At 73.1% G+C, this 25,247-nt stretch carries 25 protein-coding genes and 2 pseudogenes; 14 read left to right on the forward strand and 13 right to left on the reverse strand.

Translation table 11 applies throughout. The annotated features are described in order from the left end of the window. Positions 1-3: 3 nt before the first annotated feature. Complete coding sequence (locus tag L1857_RS24925) at positions 4-357, reverse strand: hypothetical protein (RefSeq protein ID WP_249466439.1); 354 nt, start codon at positions 355-357, stop codon at positions 4-6. Positions 358-468: 111 nt separating this feature from the next. Here L1857_RS24925 and L1857_RS24930 point away from each other — a divergent pair, with 111 nt between their 5' ends. Genes L1857_RS24930 through L1857_RS24945 form a run of 4 tightly spaced genes read left to right on the forward strand, consistent with a single transcriptional unit; the run spans position 469 to position 3,107 of the window. Next, on the forward strand, positions 469-1,131 hold the full coding sequence (locus L1857_RS24930; protein ID WP_094008548.1) for a response regulator transcription factor: 663 nt from the start codon (positions 469-471) through the stop codon (positions 1,129-1,131). Further along, positions 1,125-2,336, forward strand: coding sequence for a sensor histidine kinase (locus L1857_RS24935; protein WP_205413334.1), 1,212 nt, complete (start codon positions 1,125-1,127; stop codon positions 2,334-2,336). Before L1857_RS24930 ends, L1857_RS24935 begins: the two co-directional genes overlap by 7 nt. Further along, positions 2,311-2,697, forward strand: coding sequence for a YchJ family protein (locus tag L1857_RS24940; RefSeq protein WP_116112130.1), 387 nt, complete (start codon positions 2,311-2,313; stop codon positions 2,695-2,697). The genes L1857_RS24935 and L1857_RS24940 overlap by 26 nt, the downstream gene beginning before the upstream one ends. Then, entirely contained in the window at positions 2,694-3,107 is a 414-nt protein-coding gene (locus L1857_RS24945) for an SRPBCC family protein (protein WP_116112132.1), read from the forward strand. Before L1857_RS24940 ends, L1857_RS24945 begins: the two co-directional genes overlap by 4 nt. A 54-nt stretch (positions 3,108-3,161) precedes the next feature. On the opposite strand, the gene L1857_RS24950 is transcribed toward L1857_RS24945, so the two are convergent. Continuing rightward, a complete protein-coding gene (locus tag L1857_RS24950) occupies positions 3,162-3,746 on the reverse strand; it encodes a TetR/AcrR family transcriptional regulator (RefSeq protein ID WP_116112135.1) in 585 nt (194 codons plus the stop codon). A gap of 115 nt (positions 3,747-3,861) precedes the next feature. On the opposite strand from L1857_RS24950, the gene L1857_RS24955 reads away from it, so the two are divergent. The 3 genes and pseudogenes from L1857_RS24955 to L1857_RS24965 all read left to right on the forward strand — a co-directional run bounded on the left by L1857_RS24955 (position 3,862) and on the right by L1857_RS24965 (position 6,276). Then, a complete protein-coding gene (locus L1857_RS24955; protein ID WP_116112138.1) occupies positions 3,862-5,070 on the forward strand; it encodes a thiolase family protein in 1,209 nt (402 codons plus the stop codon). Position 5,071: 1 nt separating this feature from the next. Continuing rightward, positions 5,072-5,774, forward strand: a pseudogene (locus tag L1857_RS24960) (SDR family oxidoreductase). A gap of 10 nt (positions 5,775-5,784) precedes the next feature. Beyond that, positions 5,785-6,276, forward strand: a complete 492-nt coding sequence (locus tag L1857_RS24965) for a DUF4232 domain-containing protein (RefSeq protein ID WP_094008543.1) — start codon at positions 5,785-5,787, stop codon at positions 6,274-6,276. A gap of 190 nt (positions 6,277-6,466) precedes the next feature. Here L1857_RS24965 and L1857_RS24970 read toward each other — a convergent pair whose 3' ends face one another. The 3 genes from L1857_RS24970 to L1857_RS24980 all read right to left on the reverse strand — a co-directional run bounded on the left by L1857_RS24970 (position 6,467) and on the right by L1857_RS24980 (position 9,957). Then, positions 6,467-7,594, reverse strand: a complete 1,128-nt coding sequence (locus L1857_RS24970) for an L-talarate/galactarate dehydratase (protein ID WP_116112140.1) — start codon at positions 7,592-7,594, stop codon at positions 6,467-6,469. Further along, the gene (locus tag L1857_RS24975) at positions 7,591-8,964 is read right to left on the reverse strand and encodes an MFS transporter (protein ID WP_094008541.1); all 1,374 of its coding nucleotides are present in this window, start codon (positions 8,962-8,964) and stop codon (positions 7,591-7,593) included. Before L1857_RS24975 ends, L1857_RS24970 begins: the two co-directional genes overlap by 4 nt. Before the next feature lie 99 nt (positions 8,965-9,063). Beyond that, entirely contained in the window at positions 9,064-9,957 is an 894-nt protein-coding gene (locus L1857_RS24980; protein WP_094008540.1) for a LysR family transcriptional regulator, read from the reverse strand. 103 nt (positions 9,958-10,060) lie between these two features. Here L1857_RS24980 and L1857_RS24985 point away from each other — a divergent pair, with 103 nt between their 5' ends. From L1857_RS24985 to gudD, 4 genes are read left to right on the forward strand one after another with little or no spacing between them, the layout of a single operon-like run. Then, complete coding sequence (locus tag L1857_RS24985) at positions 10,061-11,395, forward strand: MFS transporter (protein ID WP_116112145.1); 1,335 nt, start codon at positions 10,061-10,063, stop codon at positions 11,393-11,395. Continuing rightward, positions 11,392-12,303, forward strand: a complete 912-nt coding sequence (gene kdgD, locus L1857_RS24990; protein WP_094008538.1) for a 5-dehydro-4-deoxyglucarate dehydratase — start codon at positions 11,392-11,394, stop codon at positions 12,301-12,303. Before L1857_RS24985 ends, kdgD begins: the two co-directional genes overlap by 4 nt. Beyond that, a complete protein-coding gene (locus L1857_RS24995; protein ID WP_249466442.1) occupies positions 12,303-13,880 on the forward strand; it encodes an aldehyde dehydrogenase (NADP(+)) in 1,578 nt (525 codons plus the stop codon). Before kdgD ends, L1857_RS24995 begins: the two co-directional genes overlap by 1 nt. Before the next feature lie 13 nt (positions 13,881-13,893). Continuing rightward, complete coding sequence (gene gudD / locus L1857_RS25000) at positions 13,894-15,213, forward strand: glucarate dehydratase (RefSeq protein ID WP_249466445.1); 1,320 nt, start codon at positions 13,894-13,896, stop codon at positions 15,211-15,213. Between the two features lie 237 nt (positions 15,214-15,450). Here the strand turns inward: gudD and L1857_RS25005 are convergent, their stop codons facing one another. Next, on the reverse strand, positions 15,451-16,317 hold the full coding sequence (locus L1857_RS25005; protein ID WP_116110390.1) for an SMP-30/gluconolactonase/LRE family protein: 867 nt from the start codon (positions 16,315-16,317) through the stop codon (positions 15,451-15,453). Between the two features lie 212 nt (positions 16,318-16,529). After that, the gene (locus tag L1857_RS25010; protein WP_205413218.1) at positions 16,530-16,832 is read right to left on the reverse strand and encodes a VOC family protein; all 303 of its coding nucleotides are present in this window, start codon (positions 16,830-16,832) and stop codon (positions 16,530-16,532) included. Here L1857_RS25010 and L1857_RS25015 point away from each other — a divergent pair. Beyond that, positions 16,816-17,040 (forward strand): hypothetical protein, encoded by a 225-nt coding sequence (locus L1857_RS25015; RefSeq protein WP_094008534.1) that lies wholly within the window; start codon positions 16,816-16,818, stop codon positions 17,038-17,040. The two genes, L1857_RS25010 and L1857_RS25015, sit on opposite strands and share 17 nt — an antisense overlap. A gap of 1 nt (position 17,041) precedes the next feature. Here L1857_RS25015 and L1857_RS25020 read toward each other — a convergent pair whose 3' ends face one another. Next, positions 17,042-17,764, reverse strand: a complete 723-nt coding sequence (locus tag L1857_RS25020) for a class I SAM-dependent DNA methyltransferase (protein ID WP_116110389.1) — start codon at positions 17,762-17,764, stop codon at positions 17,042-17,044. Between the two features lie 62 nt (positions 17,765-17,826). Then, positions 17,827-18,993 (reverse strand): helix-turn-helix domain-containing protein, encoded by a 1,167-nt coding sequence (locus tag L1857_RS25025; RefSeq protein ID WP_094008532.1) that lies wholly within the window; start codon positions 18,991-18,993, stop codon positions 17,827-17,829. A gap of 148 nt (positions 18,994-19,141) precedes the next feature. Here L1857_RS25025 and L1857_RS25030 point away from each other — a divergent pair, with 148 nt between their 5' ends. After that, positions 19,142-20,959: an NAD(P)/FAD-dependent oxidoreductase gene (locus L1857_RS25030; RefSeq protein ID WP_249466448.1), complete on the forward strand. Its 1,818-nt coding sequence runs from the start codon at positions 19,142-19,144 to the stop codon at positions 20,957-20,959. 133 nt (positions 20,960-21,092) lie between these two features. On the opposite strand, the gene L1857_RS25035 is transcribed toward L1857_RS25030, so the two are convergent. Continuing rightward, positions 21,093-22,067, reverse strand: a complete 975-nt coding sequence (locus tag L1857_RS25035) for an SDR family NAD(P)-dependent oxidoreductase (protein WP_094008530.1) — start codon at positions 22,065-22,067, stop codon at positions 21,093-21,095. 132 nt (positions 22,068-22,199) lie between these two features. Between L1857_RS25035 and L1857_RS25040 the strand changes: the two genes are divergently transcribed. Further along, positions 22,200-22,424 carry a hypothetical protein gene (locus L1857_RS25040; protein ID WP_094008529.1) on the forward strand — a complete coding sequence of 75 codons (225 nt, stop codon included), beginning with the start codon at positions 22,200-22,202 and terminating at the stop codon, positions 22,422-22,424. Positions 22,425-22,537: 113 nt separating this feature from the next. Here the strand turns inward: L1857_RS25040 and L1857_RS25045 are convergent, their stop codons facing one another. From L1857_RS25045 to L1857_RS25055, 3 genes and pseudogenes are all read right to left on the reverse strand, one after another. Continuing rightward, complete coding sequence (locus L1857_RS25045) at positions 22,538-23,905, reverse strand: tripartite tricarboxylate transporter permease (RefSeq protein ID WP_116110386.1); 1,368 nt, start codon at positions 23,903-23,905, stop codon at positions 22,538-22,540. Further along, positions 23,902-24,306: a hypothetical protein gene (locus tag L1857_RS25050; protein ID WP_094008527.1), complete on the reverse strand. Its 405-nt coding sequence runs from the start codon at positions 24,304-24,306 to the stop codon at positions 23,902-23,904. The genes L1857_RS25045 and L1857_RS25050 overlap by 4 nt, the downstream gene beginning before the upstream one ends. An 18-nt stretch (positions 24,307-24,324) precedes the next feature. Further along, positions 24,325-25,245: pseudogene (locus L1857_RS25055) on the reverse strand (hydroxymethylglutaryl-CoA lyase). Positions 25,246-25,247: the final 2 nt, after the last annotated feature.

A 25,247-nucleotide genomic window follows, 5' to 3' on the forward strand; every position in this document is an offset into this window, starting at 1 on the left:
ACTTCAGCTTGTCCTCGGCCGGCCACTGGTCCCCATCGCCGACTTGCCCTTGTCACCGGGCATGAGCTGCTTGCACTTCGAGTCCGCGTCCTTGAACTGCTGGGACTGCGGGTCGATCCCGCTGCCTTCGTCGAACGTCATGCCGCCGTCGGCTTGTGGGTCGGGGAAGTTCGGGACTCCGTTGGCGCGCATGCACTGCGCGTAGGCGACCGGGTCGGCACTGGCGGCCGCGGCCTGCGTCGTGGACGACGACGAACCGCCCACGCTCGCGACCGAGTTGCCCGGGTCGTCGCTGCCGCACGCGGCGGTCGTGGCGAGGGCGCCCAGCAGGAGCGCCGTCGCGAGGATCCGTTTCATGGTTGTCCTCCGTTTCGGGATGTGCGGCAAGTTCTACGGAGAGCCCGGTTTCGGGGTGGTTTCACCGGTTCCGATACGCCGGCGAAACCGCCGCGGGGGCATCCTGATGTCGTGCGGGTACTGGTGGTGGAGGACGACGAGGAGATGGCGCGGACGGTCGCGACCGGGCTGCGCCGGGCCCGGATGGCGGTCGACGTGGCGTTCGACGGGCCGGGCGGTCTGGACCGGGCGCTGGGCAACGACTACGACGTGATCGTGCTGGACCGCGACCTGCCGGGCCTGCACGGCGACGACGTGTGCGCGGAGCTGGTGGCGGCCGGGTGCCGCAGCCGCGTGCTGATGCTGACGGCGGCGGCGAGCACCGAGGACCTGGTCGAGGGACTGGGCCTCGGCGCCGACGACTACCTGGCCAAGCCGTTCGACTTCCCGGCGCTGGTGGCGCGGATCGGGGCGCTCGCGCGCCGCGCCCACCCGGCGGTGCCGCCGGCGCTGCGGCACGGCGACCTGGTGGTCGACACCGCCCGGCGCACCGCGAGCCGAGGCGGGCGGGCGCTGGAGCTGGCACCGAAGGAGTTCGGAGTGCTGGAACTGCTGCTCGCTGCGCAGGGCCGGGCCGTGCCGGCGGAGGAACTGCTGGAGAGGGTGTGGGACGAGGCCGCGGATCCGTTCACGCACGCGGTGAAGATCACGATCAGCCGGCTGCGCGCGAAACTGGGCGACCCGCCGGTGATCGAGACAGTGGCCAAGCGCGGCTACCGGGTGGCTCCGTGCTGAGGCGCCTCGCGCGGCGGTGGCTGCCCCGGCGGACCGTGCGGCTGCGGCTGACCCTGCTCTACGGCGGGGTGTTCCTGGTCTCGGGCGCGGCCCTGCTGGTGGTCACCTACCTGCTCGTCGCCCACGCGGTCCGCGGCCCGTTCCAGGCGTTCCAGCCGGCGCCCGGGAACGCCCCGGCTCCCGCCGGCGCCGGCCTGCTGACCGGCGCCGCCGAGATGCTGCCGCGGCAGATGCAGGAGGCCGTCGAGAAGCAGCAGGACGCCATGCTGCACCAGCTGCTCGTCCAGTCCGGCATCGCGCTCGGACTGATGGCGGCGGCGTCGGTCGCGCTCGGCTGGCTCGTGGCCGGGCGGATTCTGCGGCGCCTGCGGACGATCACCACCACCGCGCGGGACATCTCCGCCACCAACCTGCACCGCAGGCTGGCGTTGGACGGGCCGGTCGACGAGCTGAAGGAGCTCGGGGACACGATCGACAACCTGCTCGCCCGCCTGGAGGGGTCCTTCGAGGCGCAGCGGCGGTTCGTCGCCAACGCCTCGCACGAACTGCTCACCCCACTGGCCCGTCAGCGCGCGCTGGGGCAGGTCGCGCTGTCGGATCCGGACGCTCCGGCGGCCGAGCTGCGCCGGGCGCACGAACGGATCCTGGCCGCGGGCGAGCAGCAGGAGCGGCTCATCGACGCGCTGCTCACGCTCGCGCGCGGGCAGACCGGGATCGCTGTCCGGCGGCCGTTCGACCTCGGTGAGCTGGCTCGCGAGGTGACCGACGCCCGGCCCGACGCCGGCGTGACGATCCGGACGTCGGCCGGTCCCGCCGTCGCGTCCGGGCACCGCCCGCTGGCCGAACGGCTCGTGTCGAACCTGGTGGGCAACGCGGTGCGGCACAACGTGCCCGGCGGCTGGGTGGAGGTGCTCACGCGGACCTTCGACGGGCGCGCGGTGCTCGTCGTGTCGAACACCGGGCCGGAGGTTCCCGCGGACGCGATCGGCGACATCTTCCAGCCCTTCCACCGGCTCGGCGCCACCCGCACGGGCGAAGGGCTGGGTCTGGGTCTGTCGATCGTGGAGGCGGTGGCGCGGGCCCACGACGCGACGGTGACCGCGGTGCCGCGACCGGGCGGCGGCCTCACGGTGACGGTCGCCTTCCCGGCGGCCGCGGCTGGTGCGGACAATCGGGGGCATGAGGTGTCCCTGCGGGTTGGGTGAGACGTACGAGAACTGCTGCGCGCCGCTGCATCGCGGCGAGTCGGCGGCGCCGACCGCCGAGCGGCTGATGCGCTCGCGGTTCAGCGCGTTCGCCGTCGGCGAGGTGGACTACCTGCTCGCCAGCTGGCACCCGGACACCCGCCCGACTGCGATCCGGCTCGACCCGGCCCAGCGGTGGACGCGGCTGGAGGTTCTCGCGACCACCGGCGGCAGCCCGTTCCACACGCACGGCACCGTCGAGTTCCGCGCCCACTACCGGGACGCCGCCGGTCCGGGCTCGCAGCACGAGGACAGCGAGTTCACCCGCGTGGACGGCCGCTGGGTGTACACCGGGCCGCGGCGGGTAGCCCGCGGGACATGACCGAGTTCGAACGCGAACGCGCCATGCCGGCCCCGGCGGAGCGGGTGTTCACCGTGGCCGCCGACGTGAACCGGCTCGACGAGTGGCTGCCCGGCGTGATCACCGTCCACCCGGCCGAGCCGGAGGGCCTGGATGTGGACGTGCACGACCCGGCCGGCGAGTACGAGGCGCCCGGGGTGCTGGGCGCGCGCCGCGAGCAGCTGCGGCTGGAGTGGGGCCGCCGCGGCAGCCCGGACTACAGCGGGTGGCTGCAGGTGTCTTCGGCCGAGGGCGGGTCCAGCTACGCCACCCTGCACCTGTCCTTCCACGGCGACCAGCCGGCCAACCACGGCGGCCGCGCGGCGGAAGACGTCGAGCGGCGACTGGACGAGTCGCTGGACAAGCTGGCGAACCTGGTGTCGACGGGGTGAACGTCGTGGCCGCCGGCGATCACCCCGCGCTCGTGAGGTGCCGGGTATAGGTCGTTATACGGCCGGCGCGCGGGGATCCCGCGCGGCCGCGATCGCCTCCCGGACCATGTCCGGTGCCACTTCCGCGGCGCGCTCCCGGAAACCGCTCGCGTACAGGCCGTCGATGATCAGCCAGATCCGGTCCGCCAGCCCCTCCGGGTCGGGCACGCCGGTCGCCCCCGCCAGGCGTCCGACCAGCTCGCACGTCTGGGCCAGGTACTCGCGCGCCATCCGCTCCGGCAGCTCGTCCCCGGCCGGGAACTCGGTCAGCAGGTTGCGGAACGGGCACCCGCGGAAGTCCGGCCGCCGCAGCCGTCCGGCGATCTCCGCCACCAGCGCCACCAGCCGCTCACCCGGGTCGTCGCCCGCTTCGCGCAGCGCTTGCGCCTCGGCGCGGTCCCGTCGCTCGCGGAACCGGCCGAGGTAGGCCGCGACCAGGTCGGTCTTGCTCGGGAAGTGCGCGTAGAGCAGGTTCTTCCCGCAGCCGACCTCGCCGATGATCCGGCTCATCCCGACGGCGCGGACCCCTTCGGTGTAGAAGAGCGCGCCCGCGACGTCGAGGATCCGCTCCCGCGTTCCCGGTGCTGCCGTGCGTGCCATGTGTCGAGGATAACGGACCGATCGGTCCGCGCGCCGTTGACAGCCGTGTGATCAGCGGCGCATGCTCGGACCGATCGGTCCGGGACCGATCGGTCCGCCAGAAGGGAGCACGCCAATGAGGGACGCCGTCATCGTCGAGGCCGTCCGCACCCCCGTCGCGAAGGGCAAGCCGACCGGCGCCTACGCCGCGGTGCACCCCGTCGAGCTGCACGCGCACGTCCTGCGCAGCGCCGTGGAACGCGTGCCGGGCCTCGACCCGGCCGAGATCGACGACGTCATCGGCGGCGCCGTCGGCCAGGTCGGCGAGCAGAGCGGCAACACCACCCGGTTCGCGGCGCTGGCCGCGGGCTTCCCCGAGTCGGTCGCCGGCGTCACCGTCGACCGGCAGTGCGGCAGCAGCCAGCAGGCGATCAGTTTCGCCGCCCAGGGGATCGTCGCCGGCGCCTACGACATCGTCCTCGCCTCCGGCGTCGAGTCGATGAGCCACCTGCCGATCGGCAGCTCGGCCAACGTCGACGGCGTCCGCGCCGACGTGTGGGGCCCGTCGGTCGACCGCCGCTACCCCGGCGGGCTCATCCCGCAGGGGGTCAGCGCCGAGCTGATCGCCCGCAAGTGGAACCTGTCCGGCACCCAGCTCGACGAGTTCGCCGTCACCAGCCACCAGCGGGCGGCCGCCGCGTGGCGCGACGGGCACTTCGCCGGCCAGGTCGCGCCGCTGAAGGTGACCGCCGCCGACGGCACGGTCACCCAGCTCGACGCCGACGAGACGATCCGGCCCGGCACCACCCTCGAGGTGCTGGCCGGGCTGCGTCCCGCGTTCGCGCACGACCACTGGACCGGGCGGTTCGGCGAGATCGACTGGAAGGTGACCGCGGGCAACTCCAGCCCGGTCAACGACGGCGCGGCCGCGCTCGTGCTCACCACCAGCGAGATCGCGCGGCAGCGCGGCTGGCGGCCGCGGGCGCGGATCCACACCGCGACGGTCACCGGCGACGATCCGGTCTACATGCTGACCGGGATCATCCCGGCCACCGCCAAGGTTCTCGCCCGCGCCGGACTGTCCATTTCAGACATCGACGCGTTCGAGGTGAACGAGGCGTTCTCCTCGGTCGTGCTCGCCTGGCTCGCCGAGACCGGCGCCGACCCGGCGAAGGTCAACGTCGACGGCGGCGCGATCGCCATCGGTCACCCGCTGGGCGCGAGCGGCGCGCGGCTGGCCACCACCCTGCTCGGCGTGCTGGAGCGCACCGGGGGCCGGTTCGGGCTGCAGACCATGTGCGAGGCGGGCGGCACGGCCAACGCCACCATCATCGAAAGGCTCTGACATGGACATCGCCGGTTCCATCGCGCTCGTGACGGGCGCCAACCGCGGTCTCGGCCGCGTGCTCGCCACCGCACTGCTCGACCGCGGCGCGAAAACCGTCTACGCCGCGGCCCGCGATCCGCGATCCGCCGAGCATCACCGATCCGCGCCTGACACCGGTCCACCTCGACGTCACCGATCCGGCGTCGGTCGCCGCGGCGGCGGAGCTGGCTTCCGACGCCACGCTGGTGGTCAACAACGCGGGCATCGGCAGCAACGGTTCGCTGCTCACCGCGCCGGACCTGGACGCGGCCCGGGCGGTGCTGGAGACCAACTTCTTCGGCCCGGTCCACGTGTCCCGCGCGTTCGCACCGGTCCTCGGCCGCAACGGCGGGGGCGCGCTGGTCAACGTGCTGTCGGTGCTGTCCTGGCTCGCGCCCCCGATCACCGCCGACTACAGCGCGGCGAAGGCGGCCGCATGGTCGTTCACCAACTCGGCCCGGTGGGAGCTGCGCGGCCAGGGCACGCTGGTGGTCGGGGTGCATGTGGGGTACATGGACACGGACATGGCCGCGCACGTGAACGGCCCGAAGGTGGCGCCGGAAGACCTCGCACGGCAGATCCTGGACGCGGTGGAGAGCGGGCAGGAGGAGGTGCTGGGCGACGAGCTGAGCCGCGGCGTGAAGGCAGGGCTCGCCGGACCGGTCGCCGCGTTCGAGCGGTAACCTGCCCCGCATGGGGGGATTCCGGTTCGTGCTGCCCGTTCTGTTGTGCGTCGCGGCCTGTTCGGCGCCAGCGCCACAGCCTCCGCCGCCGCCCGCGGATTGCGCCCACTACGACGCGGGCCTGGTCGACGCGGCGCTGGGGCACCGCGGGTTCGTGCTCACGCTGACCAACTGCGGGACCGCCGCCCGCGCGGTGTCCGGCTACCCGGACGTCCAGGTGCTCGGCCCGGAGGGCCGGGTGCTGGACGTCCGGGTGGAGCGGGGCACGTCCTACATGGCGATCGACCCCGGGTCGGGGACTTTCGCGCTGGCGCCGGGGAAGTCCCTGGTCTCGGTGGTGTCCTGGGCGAACACGGTGACCGACGGTGAGGTGCTGACCGGCTCGGCGCTCGGTGTCGCCTCCAGGCCCGGGGAGGCGCCGCAGCGCCTCCCGGTGGAAACCGACCTCGGCACGACGGGTGAGATCACGGTGACCGCCTGGGCCGAGGAGCTGGCGCGCTGACCCGGACCACGGCGGCCACCCTCCGGCGGGGGATACATGGCGTGCAGCACCCACGTGCTCGCCGGCCAGCCCTGCGCGTCGAAGCCCGTCGCGCGCTCCATCTCGGGCCGGCCGGCGAGCCAATCCAGCTCGCGCTCCGGGTCCGGCGCCGGCCGCATCGGTGTCTCCCGCCCGGCGCAACGGAATTCCGCTAGACCCGCACCTCCTCGCGGGCCACCGTCCACGCGCGGGCCTGCTCGCTGATCGTCACGCCCAGGCCGGGGCGTCCGGACAGGTGCATCCGGCCGTCCGCGATTTCCAGATGCTCGTCGAACAGCGGGTCCAGCCATTCGAAGTGCTCGACCCACGGCTCGCGCGGGTAGGCGGCCGCCAGGTGGATGTGGATCTCCATCGCGAAGTGCGGCGCCAGCCCCAGGTGCGCGTGGTCGGCCAGGGCCATCACCTTCAGGAACTGCGTGATGCCCCCGACCCGCGGCGCGTCCGGCTGCACGACGTCCGCGCCACGAGCCCGGATCAGCTCGGCGTGCTCCCCCGCGCTCGCGAGCATCTCGCCCGTCGCGATCGGGGTGTCGAACGCCGCCGACAGCCGCGCGTGCCCCTCGAAGTCGTAGGCGTCCAGCGGCTCCTCGATCCACACCAGGTCCAGCGGCTCCAGCGCACGGCACATCCGGCGCGCCGCCGCGCGGTCCCACTGCTGGTTCGCGTCGACCATCAGCGGGACGTCGCCGATCTTGTCCCGCACCGCCGTCACCCGGGCCAGGTCGGTCTCGTGCGAGGGGTGGCCCACCTTGATCTTGATGCCGCCGATGCCCCGCTCGACGGCCGCGGCCGCGCGGTCGACCACCTCCTCGATCGGCGAGTGCAGGAACCCGCCGGAGGTGTTGTAGCAGCGCACCGAATCCCGGTGCGCGCCGAGCAGTTTCGCCAGCGGCAGCCCGGCCCGCTTGGCTTTCAGGTCCCACAACGCCACGTCGAACGCCGCGATCGCCTGCACGGGCAAGCCGCTGCGCCCGACGGACGCGCCCGCCCACACCAGTTTGTCCCAGATCTTGGCGATGTCGCTGGGATCCTCGCCGAGCAGCACCGGTGCGATCTCGCGGGCGTGCGCGAACTGGCCCGGCCCGCCGGCCCGCTTCGAGTAGCTGAACCCGACGCCCTCCAGCCCGGCCTCGGTGGTGATCTCGGCGAACAGCATCGCCACCTCGGTCATCGGTTTCTGCCGTCCGGTGAGGACTTTCGCGTCGCTGATCGGGGTCGCCAGCGGCAGCGTCACCGACGAGATCCGTACCCGGGTGATGCGGTCGAGGGTGGCGTTCATGCGGTCTGCTCCCTGGTGTCGAACTCGATGCGGCGGATCTTGCCCATCACGGCGAGCCCGGCGAGGGCCAGCACGCCGTGCGCGGCGACGAACCACAGCGCGGTGTCGAACGAACCCGTGGCCTGCACGGTGTAGCCGATGACGATGGGCGTGACGATCCCGGCCGCGTTGCCGAACGCGTTCATCGTCGAGCTGACGAAACTCATCGCCTGCGGCGGCGCGATGTCGGTGGTGATCGCCCAGCCCAGCGAGCCGACGCCCTTGCCGAAGAACGCCAGCGTCATGATCGCCACGATCAGCGCGCTGCTGTCGGTCAGGCTGCACAACGCGATGCTGGTCGCCAGCACCATGCCGATCACCGACGGGATCTTGCGCGCCGCCGTCAGCGACTTCCCCCGGCGCAGCAACGCGTCCGAGGCGAACCCGCCGGCCAGCCCGCCGGCGAACCCGCACAGCGCGGGCAGCGCGGCCACGAACCCGACCTCCAGCAACGACAACCCGCGCCCCTTGACCAGGTAGACCGGGAACCACGTGATGAAGAAGTAGGTCAGCGCGTTGACCGCGTACTGCGACAGGTACACACCCCACAGCGGGCGGGTGGAGAAGATCCGCGCGATCGTGCGGCGGTCCAGCGGGGCGCGCTGCTCGGCGCGGGTGCGCGCGTCGTCCAGGTCGACCAGGGCGCCACCGGTGGTCATGGTCTCCAGCTCGGCCCCGGTGACGCGGCGGTGCCGGCGCGGCGAGTCCATCCACCGCGACCACAGCAGCGCCAGCGCGAGCCCGAGCACGCCGAGCATGACGAACACCCAGCGCCAGCCGAACTGGTGCGTGATCCACCCCATCACCGGCGCGAACAGCGCGGTCGCGAAGTACTGCGCGGAGTTGAACACCGCGGTGGCGCGGCCGCGTTCGGCGGTGGGGAACCAGGTGGCCGCCACCCGCGCGTTGGCCGGGAACGCCGGTGACTCGAACACGCCGAGCAGCAGCCGGAGCGCGAACACGATCGTCACGGCCACCAGTACCGGCGTGGTGATCAGCCCGACCAGGCTGATCGCGGCGGTGACCACGGTCCACAGCGCGAGGCTCAGCGCGTAGATGCGGCGCGCGCCGAAGCGGTCCAGCAGCATCCCGCCGGGCAGCTGCCCGGCCACGTAGGCCCAGCTGAACGCGGAGAAGATGTAGCCGAGCTGGACGGTGCTGAAGCCGAGGTCGGCCTGCAGGCTGCTGCCGGTGATCGACAGGCTGCTGCGGTCGGCGTAGTTGATCGCGGTGATGACGAAGATCAGGGCGAGAACGAGGTACCGGGTGGGGATGCGGCGGCGGCCGGTCGCGGGGCGCGCCACGGCCTGCGCCGTCTCGGTGTCCGGCATCGGTGTCCTCCTGCGTTGGAGTGTGTCAGGAGGTTAGGGCGGTGCGTTGATTCCCGTCCAAGACTGTTTGAACATCGGGTGATACCCGCACGGCATCGCTCAGGTCAGCTCGGCCGTGAGCGGTTCCAGCGCGGTGAGCACAGTGGACAGTGCCGGGTTCGCCGACTCGCGCGCCCACAGCAGGTGCAGTTCGACCGGCCGGTCCGGCAGCCCGCCGAGCTCGGCCCAGGCCACGCCGTCGATCCGCATCCGCGTCGCCGACTCGGGCACGAACGCCACGCCCCGCCCGGCGGCGACCAGCCAGATCATCGTCTGGATCTGGCTCACCGCGTGGACCACGTTGCGGTGCGCGATCGGCACCAGCCCGACCACGAGGTCGTAGAAGTAGCGCGCCTTGACCGCCGAGTGCATGATCAGCGGCTCGTTCGCCAGGTCGTCCGGGGCGACCGGCCCGGCGCCCGCGAGCCGGTGCCCCGCCGGCACGCACAGCACGAGCCGTTCCCGGTGCACCGGGCGGGAGGCGAAGGTCTCGGTGTCGAACGGCGGGCGCGCCAGTCCGAGATCGATCTCGCCGTTGGCCAGCGCGGCGACCTGTTCGCCGGTGACCATTTCGGACAGTTCCACGCGCAGGTCCGGCAGCCGGCCGCCGATCGTGTTGAGCACGCGGCCGAGCACCCCGAAGGCCGAGGCGCCAGTGAACCCGATGCGGATCGAGCCGGCCTCGCCAGCCGCGATGCGCCGCGCGAGGTCGGGGGCACGCCCGGCGAGCGCGAGCAACCGCCGGGCGTCGACCAGGAACGCCTCCCCGGCCGCGGTGAGCCGCACGCCGCGGCTGTCGCGGTCCAGCAGCTGTGCGCCGACCGACCGCTCCAGTTTCTGGATCTGCCTGCTCAGCGGCGGCTGCGTCATGGAAAGGCGCTCGGCGGCGCGGCCGAAATGACGTTCCTCGGCGACGGCGACGAAGCCCTCGAGCTGGCCGAACGAGAACTCCATGCCGGAAAGGTATCATCGGATGCAACAACGGTGTTGGACTGGTATCGCCGGTGGCACCTACCGTCAGGAAACCGAACATCCCCAGTCCATCGAGAGGTCACCGATGTCCTCCCTCCCCACCGCCGGGCCGCTCGACGCCGCGGTCGGCAAGGTCTTCCGCCGCGTCGTCCCGCTGTTCGTCGTGATGCTGATCTGCAACCAGCTCAACCGCTCCAACATCGGGTACGCCCAGGAGCACCTGGAAGCCGACGTCGGCATCGGCGCGGCCGCCTACGGCCTGGGCGCCGGCCTGTTCTTCATCGCCTACGCGATCTTCGAACTGCCCAGCAACATGCTGATGGAGCGCTACGGGCCGAAGATCTGGCTGACCCGGATCATGGTCAGCTGGGGCCTGGTGTCCGCCGCGATGACGTTCGTGCAGGGGCCCACGTCGTTCTACGTGCTGCGGTTCCTGCTCGGCGCCGCCGAGGCCGGGTTCTTCCCGGCGATCATCTACTTCTTCTCCCGCTGGCTGCCCAGCTCGCACCGCGGCCGGGCGACCGCGCTGTTCGTCGCGGGCTCGTCGATCGCCGCCGCGGTGTCCGGCCCGCTGTCCGGGCCGCTGCTGTCGCTGCACGGCTTCCTCGGCGCGGCCGGCTGGCAGTGGCTGTTCGGGCTGGAGGGGCTGCTGTCGGTGGTGGTCGGCCTGATCGCCTACACACGGCTGGACAGCCGGATCACCGACGCGAAGTGGCTGAGCCGACCGGAGCAGGACGCGCTGGCGGCGGCCATCGAGCAGGAGGACGAGGCCCGCCGGTCCACCGCGGCGAGCGGCTCGGTGTCGCGCTGGCGCCTGCTGGTGCAGCCGCAGATCCTGGTCTTCTGCGTGATCTACTTCGCGATCCAGCTGTCCATCTACGCGAACACGTTCTGGCTGCCGAACATCATCCGCCGCATCGAGGGCACGAACGACATCACCGTCGGCCTGCTGTCGTCGCTGCCGTGGATCTGCGCGGTCGTCGCGATGTACTTCACCGGGCGCGCGTCGGACAAGCTGGGCCGCAGCAAGCCGCTGCTGATCGGCGCGCTCGTCGTCGCCGCGGCCGGCACCTACCTCGCGGCGATCGTCTCGCCGGTGCTCGCGCTGGTGTTCCTGTGCGTCGCGGCGATGGGCTTCAAGAGCGCCAGCCCGCTGTTCTGGACGATCCCGCAGGGCAGCGTGCATCCGCTGGCCCTGGCCTCGGCGGTGGCGATCATCAACTCGCTGGGCAACCTCGGCGGGTTCGTCGCGCCCTACGGCTTCGGCCTGATCAAGGAGGCGACCGGTGAGGTGACCTGGGGCCTGTACGCCCTGGCCGCCGCGTGCCTGGTCGCCGCCGTCCTCGTGCTGTTCCTGCGCCGCGACCGGGTCGTGGCGCCCCCGGTAACCCTCCGAGAGACCGTTGGAGAGAAGTCATGACGTTCACCCCGACCGAGCTCGCCCGGCGGCTGGGCTCCGGCCTGCTGTCGTTCCCGGTCACGCACTTCGACCGCGAGCTGAACTTCGACGAGCCCGCCTACCGCGACAACATCGCCCGGCTGGGCAAGTACGAGGTGGCCGGGTTGTTCGCCGCGGGCGGGACCGGGGAGTTCTTCTCGCTCACCCCGTCCGAAGTGGACCGCGTGGTGCGCGCCGCGGTGGAGAGCGCCCCGGAGGGCACGCCGATCGTCGCCCCCGCGGGGCAGAGCACGGCGGCCGCGATCGAGTTCGCCCGCGCGGCCGAGCGGGCGGGCGCGGACGGCGTCCTGCTGTTCCCGCCCTACCTCACCGAGGCGCCCCAGGACGGCCTGGCCGAGCACGTGCGCGCGGTGTGCGCGGCCACCTCGCTCGGCGTGATCGTCTACAGCCGCGCCAACGCCAAGTACAGCGCCGAGACCGTGGACGCGCTGGCCGCCGACTGCCCGAACCTCGTCGGGTACAAGGACGGCGTCGGCGACGTCGAGGCCATCACGAAGATCCACGCCCGGCTCGGCGACCGCCTCACCTACATCGGCGGGCTGCCCACGGCCGAGACGTTCGCGCTGCCCTACCTCGAACTGGGTGTCACCACCTACTCGTCGGCGATCTTCAACTTCGTGCCGGAGTTCGCGCTGGCCTTCTACGCCGCGGTGCGGGCGGAGCGGCGGGACGAGGTGCGGCGCATGCTGAAGGAGTTCGTGCTGCCGTACGTGGAAATCCGCAACCGGAAGGCCGGGTACGCGGTGAGCATCGTGAAGGCCGGCATGACCGCGACCGGCCATCCCGCCGGGCCGGTCCGCCCGCCGCTGAGCGACCTGACGCCGGACGAGCTGGCGGCGCTGACCACGCTGATCGAGGGGGTGGCCTGATGCTGACCGGGGAGATGTTCGTCGGAGCGGCGCGGGTGCGCGGCTCCGGCAAGGAGGTCCGCTCGCGCGACCCGCGCACCGGCGTGGAACTGGCGCCCGGCTACCGCTACGGCGGGGCGGCCGAGGTGGCGCGGGCCGCTGCCCTGGCGGAGGAGGCGTTCGACGTCTACCGCGCCACGGACTCGGCAACGCGGGCGGCGTTCCTGGAGCGGATCGCGGACGAGATCAGCGCGCTGGCCGGGCCGATCGTCGAGCGGGCGGTGCTGGAGACGGGGCTGCCGGAGGCGCGGCTGACCGGTGAGGCCAGCCGCACGACCGGGCAGCTGCGGCTGTTCGCCGCGACGCTGCGCGAGGGCAGCTGGCACGGGGCACGCATCGACCCGGCACAACCGGACCGCACTCCCCTGCCGCGCGCGGACATCCGGCAACGGCGGGTGCCGCTGGGGCCGGTCGCGGTGTTCGGCGCGAGCAACTTCCCGCTGGCGTTCTCCGTCGCGGGCGGGGACACCGCGTCCGCGCTGGCCGCGGGCTGCCCGGTCGTGGTGAAGGCGCACGACGCGCACCTGGGCACGTCCGAGCTGGTCGCGTCCGCGGTGCGGGCCGCGGTGGTGGCGTGCGGGTTGCCCGAGGGCGTGTTCACGCAGCTCGTCGGGGACGGGCCGGAGCTGGGCACGCAGCTGGTGACCGATCCGCGGATCCAGGCGGTGGGGTTCACCGGGTCGCGTCGCGCGGGGCTGGCGCTGGTCGCCGCGGCGGCCTCCCGGCCCCAGCCGATCCCGGTGTACGCGGAGATGAGCAGCGTGAACCCGGTGGTGCTGCTGCCGGGTGCGCTGGCCGCGCGCGGTGCGGAGCTGGGCACGGCGTTCGTCGGCTCGCTGACGCTGGGTGCTGGCCAGTTCTGCACGAACCCGGGCCTGGTGCTGGCCGTCGAGGGGCCCGGGCTGGACGAGTTCGTGTCCGCGGCGGCGGAGGCGGTGCGCGGCGACGCGGGCGGGACGATGCTGACGCTGGGCATCGCCGGCGCGTATGCGAGCGGCCGGGACCGGCTGGCCGGGCGGCCGGGGGTGACCGAGCTGGCGCGGGGCGAAGCCGGGTCGTCGGTGGCCTGTGGTGGCGCGGCGCTGCTGAGCGTCGACGGGTCGCGGTTCACGGCTGACCCCGAGCTGCAGGAGGAGGTGTTCGGCGCGACCTCGCTGGTGGTGCGCTGCGCCGACCAGGCCGAGCTGCTCGCCGTGGTGCGTGCGCTGGAGGGACAGCTGACGGCGACCGTGCACGCCGACGAGAGCGACGAGCCGCTGGCCGCCGCGCTGCTGCCGGTGCTGGAGCGCAAGGCGGGGCGGATCCTGTTCAACGGCTGGCCCACCGGGGTCGAGGTCGGGCACGCGATGGTGCACGGCGGCCCGTTCCCGGCCACTTCCGACTCCCGCACGACGTCGGTCGGCTCGCTCGCGATCGAGCGGTTCCTGCGGCCGGTGGCCTACCAGGACGTGCCGGCCGCGCTGCTGCCCCCGGTGCTGCGCGACGGCAACCCGGAAGGCGTGTGGCGCAGGATCGACGGCGAGCTCTCCCGCGACTAGAAAGGCGTTCGACATGACCGTTCCCGTGGTGACCGAGATGCGGGTGGTGCCCGTCGCGGGTCAGGACAGCATGCTGCTCAACCTCAGCGGTGCGCACGCGCCGTTCTTCACCCGGAACCTGGTGGTGCTCACCGATTCCGAGGGCCGCACCGGGGTGGGCGAGGTGCCCGGCGGCGAGCCGATCCGGTCCACTTTGGAGGATTCCCGCTCGCTGGTGGTGGGGCGGCCGGTGAGCCGGCACCACGCGGTGCTGGCCGAGGTGCGGCGCCGGTTCGCCGACCGGGACGCGGGTGGCCGCGGCGCGCAGACGTTCGACCTGCGGGTGACGATCCACGCGGTGACCGCGCTGGAGGCCGCGCTGCTCGACCTGCTCGGGCAGCACCTCGAGGTGCCGGTGGCGGAGCTGCTCGGCGAGGGGCGGCAGCGCGACCGGGTGCCGGTGCTGGGGTACCTGTTCTACGTGGGTGACCGGCGGCGCACCGACCTGCCGTACCGCGGTGGCTCGGGTGACGGGTGGTTCCGGGTGCGCGACGAGGAGGCGCTGACGCCGGAGGCCGTGGTGCGGCTGGCGGAGGCGGCGCAGGCGCGGTACGGGTTCCAGGACTTCAAGCTGAAGGGCGGGGTGCTGCCGGCCGAGGAGGAGGCCGCGGCGGTGCGGGCGCTGGCCGCGCGGTTCCCGTCGGCGCGGATCACGCTGGACCCGAACGGCGGGTGGCTGCTGGACGAGGCGATCCGGGTGGGCCGGTCGTTGCGGGACGTGTTGTCGTACGCGGAGGATCCGTGTGGCGCGGAGGGCGGGTACTCGGGCCGGGAGACGATGGCCGAGTTCCGGCGGGCGACCGGCCTGCGCACGGCGACGAACATGATCGCGACCGACTGGCGGCAGCTCGGGCACGCGGTGCGGATGGACGCGGTGGACATCCCGCTGGCGGACCCGCACTTCTGGACGATGGCGGGCTCGGTGCGGGTCGCGCAGCTGTGCGACGCGTGGGGGCTGACGTGGGGTTCGCACTCGAACAACCACTTCGACGTGTCGCTGGCGATGTTCACGCACGTCGCGGCGGCCGCCCCGGGCGACATCACGGCGATCGACACGCACTGGATCTGGCAGGACGGCCAGCGCCTGACGGTCGAGCCGCTGCGGATCGAGGACGGGGAGATCGAGGTGCCGCGGCGGCCGGGCCTCGGGGTGGAGCTGGACTGGGACCAGGTGGCGCAGGCGCACGAGCTGTACCAGCGCGAAGGACTGGGCACCCGCGACGACGCGGCGGCGATGCAGTACCTGATCAAGGACTGGACCTTCGACCCGAAGCGCCCGTGCCTGGACCGGTGAGGCGGGCGGGGTTCGGCGGGGGCTGGCGAGGGGCTTCGCCGAGGCGCTCCGCGCGGGCGAGCTGCGGCGGGCGAGCTTGACCGCGGCGATTCCCGGGCCGCGAGGGCTTCTCCGGGCCGGTCCGCGCCACCAGCCCGGAGAAGCCCCTCCGCGGCGGGGGCGGCAGCCCCCTCGGCTGCCGTCACCGCACCGGCCCTCGCGCCCCGTCACCCAGTGGCCTGCCAGGCTCGCGGCCGGTCAGAAGCCCTCCACGAAACGGCGCGGCGGCAGTCCCCGCACGCCCACTTCCGCTCGGTACAGCAGGCCGCCCTCGCCGTCCTGCCGGGCGCTCGTCACGTACAGTTCGTCCAGGTCCGGCCCGCCGAAGGCGCAGCTCGTCGGGCACGCCGCGGGCACGTCGACCGTCGTGAGGCGGTCGCCGGACACCGGGTCCAGCCGCCACACCTGCCCGGCTCCCCAGATCGCCACCCACACGCCTCCCGCCTCGTCCACGGTCAGCCCGTCCGGCAGCCCCACCCGGGGCGACACGCGCCGCAGCACCCGCCGTCCCGACACCTCGCCCGTCGCCGGGCGGTAGCGCCACGCCGCGATCTCCCCGGCCGCCGTGTCGACGTGGTAGAGCACCTGCCCGTCGGATGACCAGTCCAGGCCGTTCGACATCCCCAGCCCCCGCACCGCCACCGCGACACTGCGCCCGGCGACGCAGAACAGCGCCCCGATCCGGCGGCCGTCGTGCGTGGCCGAGCCGGCCCAGCACCGCCCGCGCGGGTCGATCGCGGCGTCGTTCATGCGCGCGCCCGCCTCGAGCGGCAGCTCGAGGATCGGCGACGTCCGTCCCGAGCGCGGGTCGAGCCACGCCAGGCCGCGTTCGGTGACCGCCAGCAGGTCGTCGCCAGGGCCGAGTTCGACCGCGCTGACCCGGGTGTCCAGCCCGACCGTGATCCCCGACCCGGACGGCGTCACGTTGTGCAGCCGCCGGCCGGGGATGTCGACCCAGTACAGGACCCCCGCGGGGTCCCACAGCGGCGACTCGCCGAGTTCGCTGCCTGCGGTGCCCACGCATTCCGCCTGGCACAGCGCCGGGCCGCGCTCGGAACCGATCATGAGACCTCGACTTCGCTGGGTTTCACTAGCCGAAGAGCATATCTCAATACACGGATTGCGCTAGCCCCGGAAGCCGGGCCACCGGCTCTGCGGACGGCGGCCTCGGCGAAGACGGCCTTGACCGCCGTCGTACTCGTAGGCGGCGAGGAGCGGTTCGATGGGCGGCGGGATGCGGGCGGCGTCGCGCACCAGCCCCGAGTCCCGCGGGGGCCTCAGCCGTGGTGCACCGCCTCCACGTTGTGGCCGTCGGGGTCGCGCAGGAACACCGCGTAGTAGCCCGGGTGGTACTCCGGCCACTCGCGCGGCTCGTGCAGCACCTCGACACCCGCCTCGACCGCCGCGGCGTGCACGGCGTCCACCGCGTCCCGGCCGGGCGCGCGGAAGGCCACGTGCAGCTCGCGTGTCTCGCCGCCGCGGGCGAACTCAGCCAGAACTCGGGCTGCCCCTCCGGCCGGCTCCGCCTGGCGCACAATGGGGAGACCGACGAGAGGGGACACCGTGCCCGACGAAACCACGCCCGAGGGCGACTACACCGAATCCGGCGTGCCGAGCTTCGACTTCGTGCGCGACCGCATCGAGAACCGCCACGCCACGGCCCTCGGGTCGACGGAGCTGGCCGGGGAGACCCCGGAGGCGGCGGCGTTCGAGGAGAAGCTGGCCGACCGGGACCGCGCCGCGCGGGACAAGCTGGCGGAGATCCGCCGCGAGATGCGCGGCGAGTGAGTCAGGGCTTCTGCCACACCGAGACGTGCTTGCGGCTCTCCCCGGTGAACGGCTCGCGCGTCCAGTCCGCCCACCGCTCCCGCAGCCGCATCCCGGCCAGCTCGGCCATCAGGTCCAGCTCGGCGGGCCACACGTAGCGGAACGGGATCGACCGGAACGCGCCACGACCACCGGTGACGTCGACGTAGTTCGAGCTCATCGCCTGCGTGGCCACGTCGTACACGTCGTAGGCCCAGCTCGTCGCGCCGACGCGGAACGGCACGACGGTCTGGCCGGGCGGGAGCTGCCGCAGCGCGGGAACCCCGACCTCGACGACGAAGCAGCCGCCGGGTTCGAGGTGCGCAGCGGCGTTGCGGAAGCACGCGACCTGCTCCGCCTGGGTGGTCAGGTTCATGATCGTGTTGAACACCAGGTAGGCGACCGCGAACGTCCCCGGCGCGGTCGTCGTCGCGAAGTCGCCGATGGTCACGCCGATCGCGTCGCCGCCGGGTTTGGCGCGCAGCCGGGCCACCATGGCGCGGGACAGGTCGATGCCGTGCACCGGCACGCCGCGGGCCGCCAGCGGCAACGCGATCCGGCCGGTGCCGATGCCCAGTTCGAGGGCCGCGCCGTCGCCGGCCAGCCCAGCCAGGAAGGCAACGGTCGAGTCCACCACGGCGGGGTCGAACTCGGCCGCCTCCGACTCGTCGTAGGTCGCGGCGACCTCCTCGCCGAAGTAGTCCATGGCCGGACGGTAGCGCGCGGCACCGCGATGAGGCTCGGCATTTTCACAGCCGGACCGGGCCGTCAGCGCACCGTCATCCGCACGCCCTCGGCCAGCCGGTAGGGGCGCGTGTCCACCAGGGCGCCCAGCAGCCGCCGGAGGCGGGAGATCTCCGCGCGCACCGTGACGACGTGCTCGGCGTCCCCGTACAGCGCGCGGCTCAGCGCCTCCGCCGACAGGCCCGCGGGGCCGGCGCGGTGCAGCAGCACCAGGATTTCCGCGTGGCGGCGCGTCACCTTGCGCCGCCAGCCCGCGTCGCCGCCCTGCAGGGTCAGCAGCGGCGTGTGCGTCAGGTCCAGATCGAGCGTCACCCGGCGGTCGGGGCCGGCCGGGCGGATCAGCCAGCCCTCGGCCAGCCGCTCGGGCAGGCACGCGCCGAGCCCGGGCACCGCGATCGGCTCCCCCGCCGACGGCGCGGCGATGCGGTCGCCCACCGACACGCCCGCGCCGGCGGCGACCCAGCCGTGGTCGTCGACCAGCAGCGCGGGGCCGGTGGCCAGCAGCGGTTCGCCCACCTGGCGCAACCGGTCGAGCCGCCGCTGGTGCCAGCGCCAGATCTGCGCCTCGGCGAGCCGCCGCCCGGTGTCCACCAGCGCACCGATGGCGGGGTGCAGGGTGAGCGCGGGGCCGCTGACGTCGATCACGCCGAGCAGGTCCCCGGTGCGCGGGTCGTGCACCGGGGAGGCGGTGCAGTACCACGGGTGCTGGTTCTGCTCGAAGTGCTCGCCCGCGAGCAGCTCGACCGGGGCGGCCTCGGCCAGCGCGGTGCCGATCGCGTTGGTCCCGACGCGTTCCTCGGTCCACTCCGCGCCCTCGAAGAAGCCGAGGTCGTCGGCGCGGCGGCGCACGCCCGGGGTGCCCTCGCGCCACAGGATGACGCCGTCGGCGTCGGTGACGACCAGCAGCACGTGCGGCATCGCGCCGAGCACCTGCTTGAGGTCGCCGACCGCGTCGCGCAGGGGCGAGTTCTCCCGCCGCCGGGCCAGCTCGTCCTCGCTCAGCCAGTCGCGCGCGTTGAGGCCGTCGGCCTTCAGCCCGAGCCCGATCACCCGCTCCCAGGACCGGGACACGATGTCGCGCGGGCGCAGCGGCGGGCGGCCGCCGGCGATGACGGCGTCGTGCATGCGGATCAGGTCGCGGGCGTAGGCGGGCAGGCTGCGGCCGGGCGGGACTGCGCCGGGCACGCTCACGCTCCACCTCCGCACCACTGCGTCGACGATCGAGCATAGGTGCCGCTCACGCCCGCGCCAAGACGTGCAATTCGCTGCAACCGTTGCCGGTCACCCCTCCGGGCGGCTGTGATCGGTGTTACATCCCCAACGGCGAGGAGGAGTGGCGATGACACAGACGATCGACCGGGAGGCGCCGGCGCGGTCGCCCCAGGCGCGCGTGGACGCCTGGCTGGCGCGGTTCGAGGCCGCGCTCGCGGCCCGCGACGTCGAAGCGGCGGCCGGTCTGTTCGCGGTCGACAGCTTCTGGCGCGACCTGGTGGCGTTCACCTGGAACATCAAGACCGTCGAAGGCCGCGAAGGCGTCGCCGACCTGCTGTCCGCCTGCCTGGACGACACCGATCCGTCGGGTTTCCGCACCACCGAGACCCCCACCGAGGCCGACGGCGTCACCGAGGCGTGGCTGGAGTTCGAGACCGCCACCGGCCGGGGCAAGGGTCACCTGCGGCTCACCGACGAGGGGGCCTGGACGTTCCTGACGAGCCTGCGCGAGCTGAAGGGCTTCGAGGAGCCGCAGCGCGAACGCCGGCCGAAGGGCGTGCGGCACGGCGTCGTCCGGGGCCGCCGGTCGTGGGCCGAGGAGCGTGAGCTGGAGAAGGCCGAACTCGGCTACGAGCGCCAGCCCTACGTCGTGGTGATCGGCGGCGGGCAGGGCGGCATCGCGCTCGGCGCGCGGCTGCGGCAGCTCGGGGTGCCGGCGCTGGTGCTGGACCGGCACGAGCGGCCCGGCGACCAGTGGCGCAAGCGGTACCAGAGCCTGTGCCTGCACGACCCGGTCTGGTACGACCACCTGCCCTACCTGCCGTTCCCGGAGAACTGGCCGGTGTTCGCGCCGAAGGACAAGATCGCGGACTGGCTGGAGATGTACACCCGGGTGATGGACGTGCCGTACTGGACGCGGTCGGAGGTGAAGTCGGCCTCCTACGACGAGGACACTGCACAGTGGACGGTCACCGTCGACCGGGCGGGTGAAACCGTGGTGCTGACGCCGAAACAGCTCGTGTTCGCCACCGGTATGTCGGGCAAGCCGAACATCCCGTCGTTCCCCGGGATGGATGTCTTCGAAGGCGAGCAGCACCACTCTTCGCAACACCCGGGGCCGGACGCCTACGCGGGCAAGAAGGCCGTGGTGATCGGGTCGAACAACTCGGCGCACGACATCTGCGCGGCGCTGTGGGAGCACGGCGCGGACGTGACGATGGTGCAGCGGTCCTCGACGCACGTGGTGAAGTCGGACTCGCTGATGGAGATCGGCCTCGGCGACCTGTACTCCGAGCGCGCGGTGGCGAACGGGATCACCACCGACAAGGCCGACATGGTGTTCGCGTCGCTGCCCTACCGGATCATGCACCAGTTCCAGATCCCGGTGTACGAGCAGATCAAGCAGCGCGACGCGGACTTCTACGAGCGCCTGGAGAAGGCCGGTTTCCTGCACGACTGGGGCGACGACGGGTCCGGCCTGTTCATGAAGTACCTGCGGCGCGGGTCCGGCTACTACATCGACGTCGGCGCGTCCGAGCTGGTCGCCGGCGGTGACATCAAGCTGGTGCGCGGGCAGGTCGACCACCTGGCGCGGGACGCCGTGGTGCTGTCCGACGGGACGGAGCTGAAGGCCGACCTGGTGGTGTACGCGACCGGGTACGGGTCGATGAACGGGTGGGTCGCCGACATCGCCGGGCAGGAGATGGCCGACCGGGTCGGCAAGTGCTGGGGCCTGGGCTCGGGGACGACGAAGGACCCGGGGCCGTGGGAGGGCGAGCAGCGGAACATGTGGAAGCCCACGCAGCAACCCGGGTTGTGGTTCCACGGCGGGAACCTGCACCAGTCGCGGCACTACTCGCTGTACCTGGCGCTGCAGCTGAAGGCGAGGTACGAGGGGATTCCGACACCGGTGTACGGGCTGCAGGAGGTGCACCACCTGTCGTGAGGCTTCCGGGTCCCGGCTGTCGACGGGGCGGCCGGGACCCGGGTTCCAGCTGAGGCGAACCGCCGCGGTGCCGGGGCGGGGCGGCTTCCGGGTCCCGGTCGCCCGGGGGGCGCGGCCGGGACCCGGGTTCCACCTACGCGAACGCGTTCACCCCGGTCAGCTCCGCCGACAGCGTCCACAGCCGGTCCGCCTGCTGCGGGTCCACCGCGTAGTCGCGGACGCCCAGGAACATCGCCGGGCGGCCCGGGCCCGACGGGAGCGGGTCACCGGAGGCGGGCTCGGCGATGTCGCAGTCCTCGCAGTACACGCCGCCCATTCCGGCCAGCCCCGGCGACGTCGCGGCCCACACCTGCGTCGCCGCGCCCTGTTCCGGGGTCTTGAACCAGTCGGCGATCGGCTCGCCGTTCTCGTCGACCCAGCCGTTCGCGATCTGCTCCTCCAGCGGGATGTGCCGCTGCAACGGCGTCAGGATGCTGCCCGGGTGCACCGAGAACGCCCGCACCGCGGACGGCTCCCCCAGCTTGTCCAGCTGCACCGCGAACAACGCGTTCGCCGTCTTGGCCTGCCCGTACGCCTGCCACTTGTCGTAGCCCCGCTCGAACCAGAGGTCGTCCCAGCGGATGGCGGAGAAGTGGTGGCCGCGCGAGGAAACGGACACGACCCGGGCGCCCGGCGCGATCGCCGGCCAGAGGCGGTTCACCAGCGCGAAGTGGCCCAGGTGGTTGGTCGCGAACTGGGCCTCCCAGCCGGGCCCGACCCGCGTCTCCGGGCAGGCCATGATCGCGGCGCTGCCGATCACGATGTCGATGCGACGCCCGGACGCCAGGAACCGCTCGGCGAAGGCCCGCACGCTCGCCAGGTCGCCCAGGTCCAGCTCGTCCACCTCGGCCAGGTCGCGCAGCGCCGCCTTGGCCGCGTCCGGCCGCCGGGCCGGGACGACGACGTGCGCGCCGGCCGCGGCCAGTGCCCGGGTGGTCTCCAGGCCGAGGCCGGAGTAGCCACCGGTGACGATCGCGAGCTTGCCGGACAGGTCGATGCCGCGCAGGACCTCGGCGGCGGTGGTCGACGCGCCGAAACCGGATCCGATCTTGTGCTGTGCCGTGGTCATGGCGCCGAAGCTAGGTGCTGGACCGCGCTCCAGGTCAAACCTTCTTCGGGGACTTGACTGAATCTACAGCGCGAGCTACATATATTGGTGTCAGCGGTGTGGACGCAGGACCTCCCCCGGGAGTGATTCGCGATGCCGGACGTGCTGGAGCAGCTCGGGTTCGCCGACCTGGTGTGCGACGACCCGGACTGGCTGCGGGACGAGTTCGCCGCGATCATCGACGCCAACTTCGGCGAAGCGGAGCGTCCACGACCACGGCCGCCGGCGATCCCACTCCCCGAGCCCGCCGGGCGGCCACGCGGCCCCGAGCGGGTGTCCCAGCCGTGGCGGCGTCAGCGCTCGCCTCCGCGCTCGTGAACGAACCCGTGGCCCACGACGAAAGGAGGACAGGCGCGAACGATCGTTTCCCGAAACATCCGCGATCTCTTCCTGAGCCCCGCCGCGTCCGCCGCGGCGGGGCAGTCACGTGCTCAGCCGAGGACGAGCGGCACCAGCAGCACGGCGACGTAGTAGGCCATGAACTGCACGCCGGAGGTCATGCCGAGCATGCGGTTCGCCAGGCCGCCGACCGCGCCGACGGTCAGGCTCACCGCGAGCGCGAGCGGCCCGCCCTCGTACCAGGCCACCACCGCGATCAGCGCCACGAACGCGCCGATCAGCGCCTCGTGGCTGATCCGCCGCGCGACCCAGCCGCTGGCGGCCCGCGCGTAGCGCATCGCGAACGGGTACACGACCAGCCCGGCGATCGCCACCCCGATCAGGCTGAACACCAGGAACTGCCAGGAGCTGAGCAGGGTGTGCAGGTTGTGCACGCCCCCGTCCGCGCCCTTGACCGTGTAGACCGGCGGCGCGTTGAACAGCGCCGCCGCGGGACCGGCGGCGACCGGGCTCAGCGGCAACCCGAACGCGACGAGCGGGATGAGCGTCTCGGCCAGGTAGGTCGACTCCGTGGTGCCGTTCTTGACCGCCATCAACGTGGTGAGCCTGCGGTAGGGGTGCTTGATCCGGGACCCGGTGATCTCCCCCGCGAGCACGGTCGCGGCGACCGGGCTGAGCATGAACGTCGTGGAGGTGACCCCGGCCGCGGCAGCGGTCGCGGCCGCCTGCCTGCCGTCGAGGATCCGCAGCGGGTTGGGGATCCAGCGCCGTCCCGTGCCGCTGTCCGGGGCGAGCCAGAACGGGCGCGGCCCGGTGCGTTCCAGGGTGCGCCGCCCGCTGCGGGAGGATGCGATGAGCAGATCCACCACGAGCGGCCCGATCGCGATGCCGAGGAAGAAGCTGATCGACAGGCTCTTGTCCAGCTGGTCGGTGGCGACCGTGTTGAGCCCGGTCACCAGCAGCGCGAACGGCACGATCGCGGCGATGCTGGCCCAGCGGCCCGGCGAGAAGTAGCCGACGAAGATCGCGGCGGCGCCGAACACGAACGGCGCCACCGTCTTGATCGGTCCGGCCAGCGGGGCGAGCAGGGACGCGACCCCGACCGCGACCGGGACCGCGAGGAACGCGGCGACCAGCCCGCCGGCCAGTGCCTTGCGCAGCGCGATGTGCGGGGCGCCGAGGCGGCGCAGCGCGGTCGCGTCGTCGAGCAGCGGCACCGCGGTGGTGTCCCCCGGGATGCCCAGCAGCGTGGTGGGGATCGCGTGGGTCATGTGCTTGCTGACGGCTCCGGCGATGAAGAACGTCAGCACCCCGGCCGGCGGCACGCCCAGCAGCACGACGAGCAGCGTGACCGGGGCGAGGGTGGAGGTCTCGTCGGTGCCGGAGACCAGGCCGATCGCCGCGAACACGACCGCGCCGAGCAGGCCCATGCCCAGGGCCCACAGCAGGTCCGGGGTCATGCCCGCACCTCCGGCGCGGTTTCGCGGACCAGGCCCAGCTCGGCCATCTCGGCCCGCACGCGCGGCGGCAGCTCGGCGAACGTCTCGGCGGTGCCGCCCAGGCGCTCCAGTTCCGCCAGCGCGGCCTCCCGGTCCGCGGCCTGTTCGGCGCCGAACGTCCGCTTCGGACGGAACAGGCGGGCGCAGACGGCGGCGGCGAGCACGCACGCGGCCAGCCCGGCCAGCAGCGCGTAGCCACCGGCCAGCGAAGGCGTGTCGACCACGGCCCCGAACAACGCTTTCGCGCCGAGGAAGGCCGGCAGGCCGGCGGCCACGCAGATCACGATGGACGCGGCCAGGTGCCGCAGGTCGACGGCGTCGTTCCAGACGACGACGTAGGGCGGCTCTTCGTTGAGTGCCATGGCTTTTCTCCGTAGGGGTCAGGCGCCGGTGAGCGCGCGCAGGGCGCGGGAGGGGCTGGGCCGTCCCAGGTGCCCGGCCAGCCACACGCTGGTTTCGGCGAGTTTGGTCAGGTCGACACCGGTGTGGATGCCGAGCCCGTCGAGCTGCCACAGCAGGTCCTCGGTGGCGAGATTGCCGGTGGCGCTCTGGGCGAACGGGCAGCCGCCCAGCCCGCCCGCCGAGGCGTCCACGGTGGTGACGCCGCGCTGCAGGGCGGCGAGGGTGTTCGCCAGGGCTTGGCCGTAGGTGTCGTGGAAGTGCACCGCGATCCGTCCGATCGGGACGCCCGCGGCGACGAGCCCGTCGAGCAGCGCGACGACGCGGCCGGGGGTGGCGACGCCGATCGTGTCGCCGAGGCTCAGTTCGGTGCAGCCCAGGGCGAACAGCCGGGTGGCGACCGCGATCACCCGGGGCAGCGGGACCTCGCCCTCCTCCGGGTCGCCTCAGCACATCGACAGGTAGCCGCGCACGCCGAGCCCCGCCTCCCGGGCGCGGGCGACCACCGGCGCGAACATCTCCAGCGACTCGCCGACGGACCGGCCGAGGTTGGCCCTGGCGAAGCTCTCGGTGGCCGAGGCGAACACGGCGATGTCGGTGACGCCGAGGTCCAGTGCCCGCGCCAGGCCGCGCTGGTTGGGCACCAGCACCGGGTAGCGCACGCCGGGACACCGGTCGAGGCGGCGCAGGACCTCCTCGGCGTCGGCCAGCTGCGGCACCCGGTCCGGGTGGACCAGGCTCGTCGTCTCGATCACGGTGTGCCCGGCGTCGGCCAGCCGTTCCACCAGCTCGGCCTTCACCGCGGACGGCACGAGCACGGATTCGTTCTGCAGCCCGTCGCGCGGGCCCACCTCCCAGATCGTCACCGCGGACGGCAGACCGGGCAGCTGATCGACGGTCATGA

Source organism: Amycolatopsis thermalba, assembly GCF_023376025.1.
In the GTDB taxonomy this organism is placed as follows: domain Bacteria; phylum Actinomycetota; class Actinomycetes; order Mycobacteriales; family Pseudonocardiaceae; genus Amycolatopsis_E; species Amycolatopsis_E thermalba.

What these genes read in the sequence shown, in the direction of transcription:
- L1857_RS24975 (WP_094008541.1), bottom strand. Translation starts at nt 8,964, where the DNA reads ATGCCGGACACCGAGACGGCGCAGGCCGTGGCGCGCCCCGCGACCGGC.
- L1857_RS24955 (WP_116112138.1), top strand. Translation starts at nt 3,862, where the DNA reads ATGAGGGACGCCGTCATCGTCGAGGCCGTCCGCACCCCCGTCGCGAAG.
- L1857_RS25005 (WP_116110390.1), bottom strand. Translation starts at nt 16,317, where the DNA reads ATGATCGGTTCCGAGCGCGGCCCGGCGCTGTGCCAGGCGGAATGCGTG.
- kdgD (WP_094008538.1), top strand. Translation starts at nt 11,392, where the DNA reads ATGACGTTCACCCCGACCGAGCTCGCCCGGCGGCTGGGCTCCGGCCTG.
- L1857_RS24940 (WP_116112130.1), top strand. Translation starts at nt 2,311, where the DNA reads ATGAGGTGTCCCTGCGGGTTGGGTGAGACGTACGAGAACTGCTGCGCG.
- L1857_RS24945 (WP_116112132.1), top strand. Translation starts at nt 2,694, where the DNA reads ATGACCGAGTTCGAACGCGAACGCGCCATGCCGGCCCCGGCGGAGCGG.
- L1857_RS25035 (WP_094008530.1), bottom strand. Translation starts at nt 22,067, where the DNA reads ATGACCACGGCACAGCACAAGATCGGATCCGGTTTCGGCGCGTCGACC.
- L1857_RS25040 (WP_094008529.1), top strand. Translation starts at nt 22,200, where the DNA reads ATGCCGGACGTGCTGGAGCAGCTCGGGTTCGCCGACCTGGTGTGCGAC.
- L1857_RS25045 (WP_116110386.1), bottom strand. Translation starts at nt 23,905, where the DNA reads ATGACCCCGGACCTGCTGTGGGCCCTGGGCATGGGCCTGCTCGGCGCG.
- L1857_RS24985 (WP_116112145.1), top strand. Translation starts at nt 10,061, where the DNA reads ATGTCCTCCCTCCCCACCGCCGGGCCGCTCGACGCCGCGGTCGGCAAG.
- L1857_RS24970 (WP_116112140.1), bottom strand. Translation starts at nt 7,594, where the DNA reads ATGAACGCCACCCTCGACCGCATCACCCGGGTACGGATCTCGTCGGTG.
- L1857_RS25030 (WP_249466448.1), top strand. Translation starts at nt 19,142, where the DNA reads ATGACACAGACGATCGACCGGGAGGCGCCGGCGCGGTCGCCCCAGGCG.
- L1857_RS24995 (WP_249466442.1), top strand. Translation starts at nt 12,303, where the DNA reads ATGCTGACCGGGGAGATGTTCGTCGGAGCGGCGCGGGTGCGCGGCTCC.
- L1857_RS24950 (WP_116112135.1), bottom strand. Translation starts at nt 3,746, where the DNA reads ATGGCACGCACGGCAGCACCGGGAACGCGGGAGCGGATCCTCGACGTC.
- L1857_RS24965 (WP_094008543.1), top strand. Translation starts at nt 5,785, where the DNA reads ATGGGGGGATTCCGGTTCGTGCTGCCCGTTCTGTTGTGCGTCGCGGCC.
- L1857_RS25050 (WP_094008527.1), bottom strand. Translation starts at nt 24,306, where the DNA reads ATGGCACTCAACGAAGAGCCGCCCTACGTCGTCGTCTGGAACGACGCC.
- L1857_RS25020 (WP_116110389.1), bottom strand. Translation starts at nt 17,764, where the DNA reads ATGGACTACTTCGGCGAGGAGGTCGCCGCGACCTACGACGAGTCGGAG.
- L1857_RS24980 (WP_094008540.1), bottom strand. Translation starts at nt 9,957, where the DNA reads ATGGAGTTCTCGTTCGGCCAGCTCGAGGGCTTCGTCGCCGTCGCCGAG.
- gudD (WP_249466445.1), top strand. Translation starts at nt 13,894, where the DNA reads ATGACCGTTCCCGTGGTGACCGAGATGCGGGTGGTGCCCGTCGCGGGT.
- L1857_RS24925 (WP_249466439.1), bottom strand. Translation starts at nt 357, where the DNA reads ATGAAACGGATCCTCGCGACGGCGCTCCTGCTGGGCGCCCTCGCCACG.